At 62.4% G+C, this 4230-nt stretch carries 4 protein-coding genes; 2 read left to right on the forward strand and 2 right to left on the reverse strand.

The genetic code is table 11. The features are described 5' to 3' along the window. Positions 1 to 52: 52 nt before the first annotated feature. The gene (locus AC1D00_RS29625; protein ID WP_477013109.1) at positions 53 to 1507 is read left to right on the forward strand and encodes a DUF1254 domain-containing protein; all 1455 of its coding nucleotides are present in this window, start codon (positions 53 to 55) and stop codon (positions 1505 to 1507) included. Positions 1508 to 1871: 364 nt separating this feature from the next. Continuing rightward, positions 1872 to 2708 carry a hypothetical protein gene (locus AC1D00_RS29630; RefSeq protein WP_477013110.1) on the forward strand — a complete coding sequence of 279 codons (837 nt, stop codon included), beginning with the start codon at positions 1872 to 1874 and terminating at the stop codon, positions 2706 to 2708. 87 nt (positions 2709 to 2795) lie between these two features. On the opposite strand, the gene AC1D00_RS29635 is transcribed toward AC1D00_RS29630, so the two are convergent. Together AC1D00_RS29635 and AC1D00_RS29640 are read right to left on the reverse strand one after the other, a co-directional pair. After that, on the reverse strand, positions 2796 to 3833 hold the full coding sequence (locus AC1D00_RS29635; protein ID WP_477013111.1) for an ABC transporter ATP-binding protein: 1038 nt from the start codon (positions 3831 to 3833) through the stop codon (positions 2796 to 2798). Continuing rightward, positions 3826 to 4230: oligopeptide/dipeptide ABC transporter ATP-binding protein (locus AC1D00_RS29640; RefSeq protein WP_477013112.1), on the reverse strand; the 405-nt coding region annotated here is incomplete at its 5' end. The genes AC1D00_RS29635 and AC1D00_RS29640, both read right to left, overlap by 8 nt.

Genomic DNA, 4230 nt, shown 5'->3' on the forward strand with positions numbered 1-4230 from the left:
GAATTGAACGAAGCCGTAAATCCAAATCAAAAATCAGCAGTGGAGGTTCGAGATGTTTCGAGGATTCCTGCCACTGACATTATCTCTCTGCCTTGGTGCGGCGACAGCACCAGCAACGCTGGCTCAATCGGCGCCGCCGATCACCGAACAGGAGGCGCACGCCATCGCGGTCGACGCCTATGTTTACTTCTACTCCATCATGTCGATGGACGTATCCCGCAAGCAATTCACCAACGGCACGACCGATTTCAGGGGGCCGATGAACACGTTCGTCAACGTGCCCGAATATCCGCCGGCGGATTTCAAGGGCGTGGTGCGTTCCAACTTCGATACGCTGTATTCCGCCTCCTGGCTCGACATGACCAAGGAGCCGGTCGTCATCTCGGCGCCGGATACCGATGGGCGCTATTATCTGCTGCCGATGCTCGACATGTGGACGGACGTCTTCGCATCGCCGGGCTGGCGCACGACGGGCACCAAGGCCGGGACGTTCCTGGTGGCGCCGGCGAACTGGCGGCCGGATCTGCGCGACAGATTCGCTGAGGAGTTCAAGCTTCCAAAAGACACCCAGCGCATCGACGCGCCAACGCCCTACGTCTGGCTGATCGGCCGGACCAAGACCGACGGGCCGCCGGATTATGATGCGGTCCGCAAGATCCAGGCCGGCTACAAGGTCACCCTGCTTTCCGAGTATGGCAAAACGCCCAGGCCGGTCGAATTCAAGCTGGACCCAAGCGTCGACATGAAGACGCCGCCGAAAACCCAGGTCGATACCATGACGGCCGGCGTGTATTTCGCCAATGCCGCGGAGCTGCTCAAGCTGCATCCGCCTCATGTCACCGACGAGCCGATCATCGCGCAGATGAAGAAAATCGGCATCGAGCCCGGCAAGAGCTTTGACATCGGCAAGCTCGATCCGGCCGTGCAAAGGGCGCTGGAAACCGCACCGCAGGACGCGCAGAAGCTGATGGCCTGGAAGCTGCCGACGCTGGCGCGGGTTGCCAACGGCTGGGGGATGAACACCGACACGGTGGGTGTTTACGGCAACTACTACCTGAAGCGGGCCATTCTCGCGCAGCAGGGGCTTGGCGCCAACGTGGTCGAGGATGCCATCTATCCGCTCAATCTCGCCGACGACACCGGTAAGCCGCTCGATGGCGCGAACAAATACACCCTCACTTTCGAGAAGGGCGCCACGCCGCCTGTCAATGCGTTCTGGTCGATCACGCTCTACGATCAGGACGGCTTCCAGGTCGGCAACACGCTGAACCGCTTTGCGGTCTCTAGCTGGATGCCGTTCAAGTACAATGCGGATGGTTCGCTCGACCTCTATTTCCAGAACGCGAGCCCCGGCAAGGAGCTCGAGGCCAACTGGCTTCCTGCACCGAAGGCGCCGTTCAATCTGACCATGCGCCTGTACGCGCCAAAGTCGGAAGCGCTGACCGGAAAATGGAATCCGCCGCCGGTTGTGAAGTCACAGACAACGGTTGGCATATCGGCCCAATAAAAGTTGACGGCTCGCCGGCGCTTCGGCGCCGGCGTCCGACAGCGCGAACGCGAAGCAGGCGTCTAACCGTCGGCGACTACACCAACGGCCTTATCGCCGGAGGACGCTTGAACCCGCGGCTTGGCGGTCAGGCTCAAAAGCTCTGGTGCAAGCGCGTTGCTGAAGGGTCAGCACTCCTTCCATAATTCTCCAAATACGAACATAGTTCCGCCCTGCTCGGCTGCGTTAAAAATCAACACCGAGCGGCTGGCAAGAAACAATCCTCGCAGGCCCAATTACCGATGCGTTGAGTGTTCGCTCGCCGTGCGCACACGCGCGGATCGCTCTCACGCGAATGCCATTGCATTTTGATACGGAGCATCAAATGAACTCCATGCTGGACGACAGGCTCGTGGAAGGGCAGATCGCAAGCTTGGAGGAGCAACTGTCGAACCTGGCACGCGAAGCAGGAGTCAGTTCTGCGGCCGCGCCGACCAGCATCAAGCGGTTTCCCATCCTGCTGGCAACGCTTCAGGCGGATTGGCGCTATGTGGCTTTGGTCGGCTCCCTGTTGGCAGTATCCCTTGGTGTGGTTGCCTGGTGGTGGTCATTCTCCGCCGACACGGCAAAGATGCCTCCCCCAGACCCGGCACCTCTGGCGCGCGCCGCCGCGCCGGAGTCGGTCGTGCCGACTGCCGTTGCCCTGCGTCCCGAGTCGTCGCAGCAGCTCCAAACGACGGCGCGTGATCTTGCTGCCTTGAGCCAAACGGTCGAACAGCTTAAGGCGAGGCAGGAACAATTGATCCGCGACAATGAAAATCTGGCAAGCCAACTCAAGGACAGTCGAGAAGAATCGGCGCGCAACAACGGCATCATCTTCCAGATCAGGGCCGATCAGATCCAAATGGCGCGCGAAAACCAGACGCTCACCGAGCGGCTCAACGCAAGTCAGGACCAACTCGCCCGCGTCATCGCCAACGCTTCGGAACCAAAGGCAATGCCCGAAGCGTCACCAACGACGAGCCCCGAACAGCCAAAGACGATGCCCGAAGCGTCGCCAGCGGTGAGCTCTGAAGAGCCCAAAGTGGTACCCGACATACCGCTGCCACGTCCGCGGCAGTCGGCCAATGTCGTTCAAACGCAAAGGCCGGCGCGCCCCCCGGAGCGGCCGCAAGCCAAGAAGCCGCAACCGTCAATCTCATGGCCATGGTCCACGCGCTAAAGCGGGCATCGACGTTCCACAGAAATTGACGCTGCGAGCGGTGGCAGCCGGCGAACTTGGGATGCGCCAACGAACGCGCTCTCCATTCTATGGATGTGCGCTTTCGGTCGAGGCCAATGCCATCTGGCCGGCAATTTCGTCAGCTCGCCAACACCGCACCGCATGTCCGTCGGCTCGCGTCTCCAGCGACGGCCCTGGCTCCCGGCGGCACACGTCCTCGGCATATCGACATCGCGGACTGAACGCGCAGCCGTCCRGCGGATCGAGCGGATTGGGGAGGTCGCCCCCTGTCGTCGCCAACGGTGCATGGCGCAACGGATCGGGGATGGCGGCGATCAGGGCTTGCGTATAGGGGTGCGCCGGCCGTTCGAAGATTTCGCGCCAGTCGCCATTCTCGACAATGCGCCCGAGATACATCACGGCGACCCTGTCGCTCATGTGCTCGACGACGCCGAGGTCGTGGCTGATCATGATGTAGGAGAGGCCGAGCGTCTCCTTCAATTCCAGCAGCAGATTGATGATCTGGGCGCGGATCGAGACATCGAGCGCCGACACGGGTTCGTCGCAGATGACGATTCTGGGATTGAGGATCAGGGCGCGCGCAATGYCGATGCGCTGGCGCTGGCCGCCCGAGAATTCATGCGGGTAGCGGTCGGCCTGTTCGGGCCGCAGGCCCACATGCCGCAGCATCGTCGCGACGCGGTCCTCGATCTCGCTTGCGGTGGTTACGCCATGCACCCGCAGGGGATCCTCGAGCGTGCGGCGAACGGTCTGGCGCGGATTGAGCGAAGCATACGGATCCTGAAACACCATCTGCACGATGCGGGCCAACGCCTTGCGATCGCCGGATTGCCTGTTCGTCACGACCTGTCCATCCAGCACGATGCGGCCGCGCGTCGGCGTCAGCAGACCAAGGATCGACAATGCGACCGTCGACTTGCCGGAGCCGGACTCGCCGACGAGGCCGAGACATTCGCCGCGCTTCAGCCTGAGATCGACACCGTCGACGGCACGGAGCAGCCGCCGGCCGCGCCCCAGCAAGCCGCCCCCGAGCGGAAAATGAACCGCGAGATCCTCGATGCTGAGAATGACGTCGCCGTCCGGCCTGCCCTGCGGTTCATGCATGGTGGTGACACCTCACCAGACCGCCCGCCTCCAGCCATGTCGTCTCCGGCGCAGTGGTCCGGCAAATATCGGTCGCCTTCGGACAACGCGGATTGAACCTGCAGCCATCAGGGAAAGCCGTGATCGCCGGGACGACGCCCGCGATCTCCTGGAGCCTGGTACGGCCGAGCGCGGCGCGACTGCCGAGCCGCGGCAACGAGTCGACGAGGCCCTGCGTATAGGGGTGCGAAGGCGCACGGAAGATATCGGCCGAACCGCGCTCCTCGACGATGCGGCCGGCATACATCACGGCAACGCGGCGACAGACATTGGCGACCAGGCCGAGATCGTGGCTGATCATCAGGATGGCCGTTCCTCTCTCGGCGCAGAGATTGCGCATCAGCTCAATGATCTCCGC

Source organism: Bradyrhizobium sp. P2_E8 (assembly GCF_056403875.1).

Coding starts and splice junctions, on each gene's coding strand:
- AC1D00_RS29625 (WP_477013109.1), top strand. CDS start 53: ATGTTTCGAGGATTCCTGCCACTGACATTATCTCTCTGCCTTGGTGCG.
- AC1D00_RS29630 (WP_477013110.1), top strand. CDS start 1,872: ATGAACTCCATGCTGGACGACAGGCTCGTGGAAGGGCAGATCGCAAGC.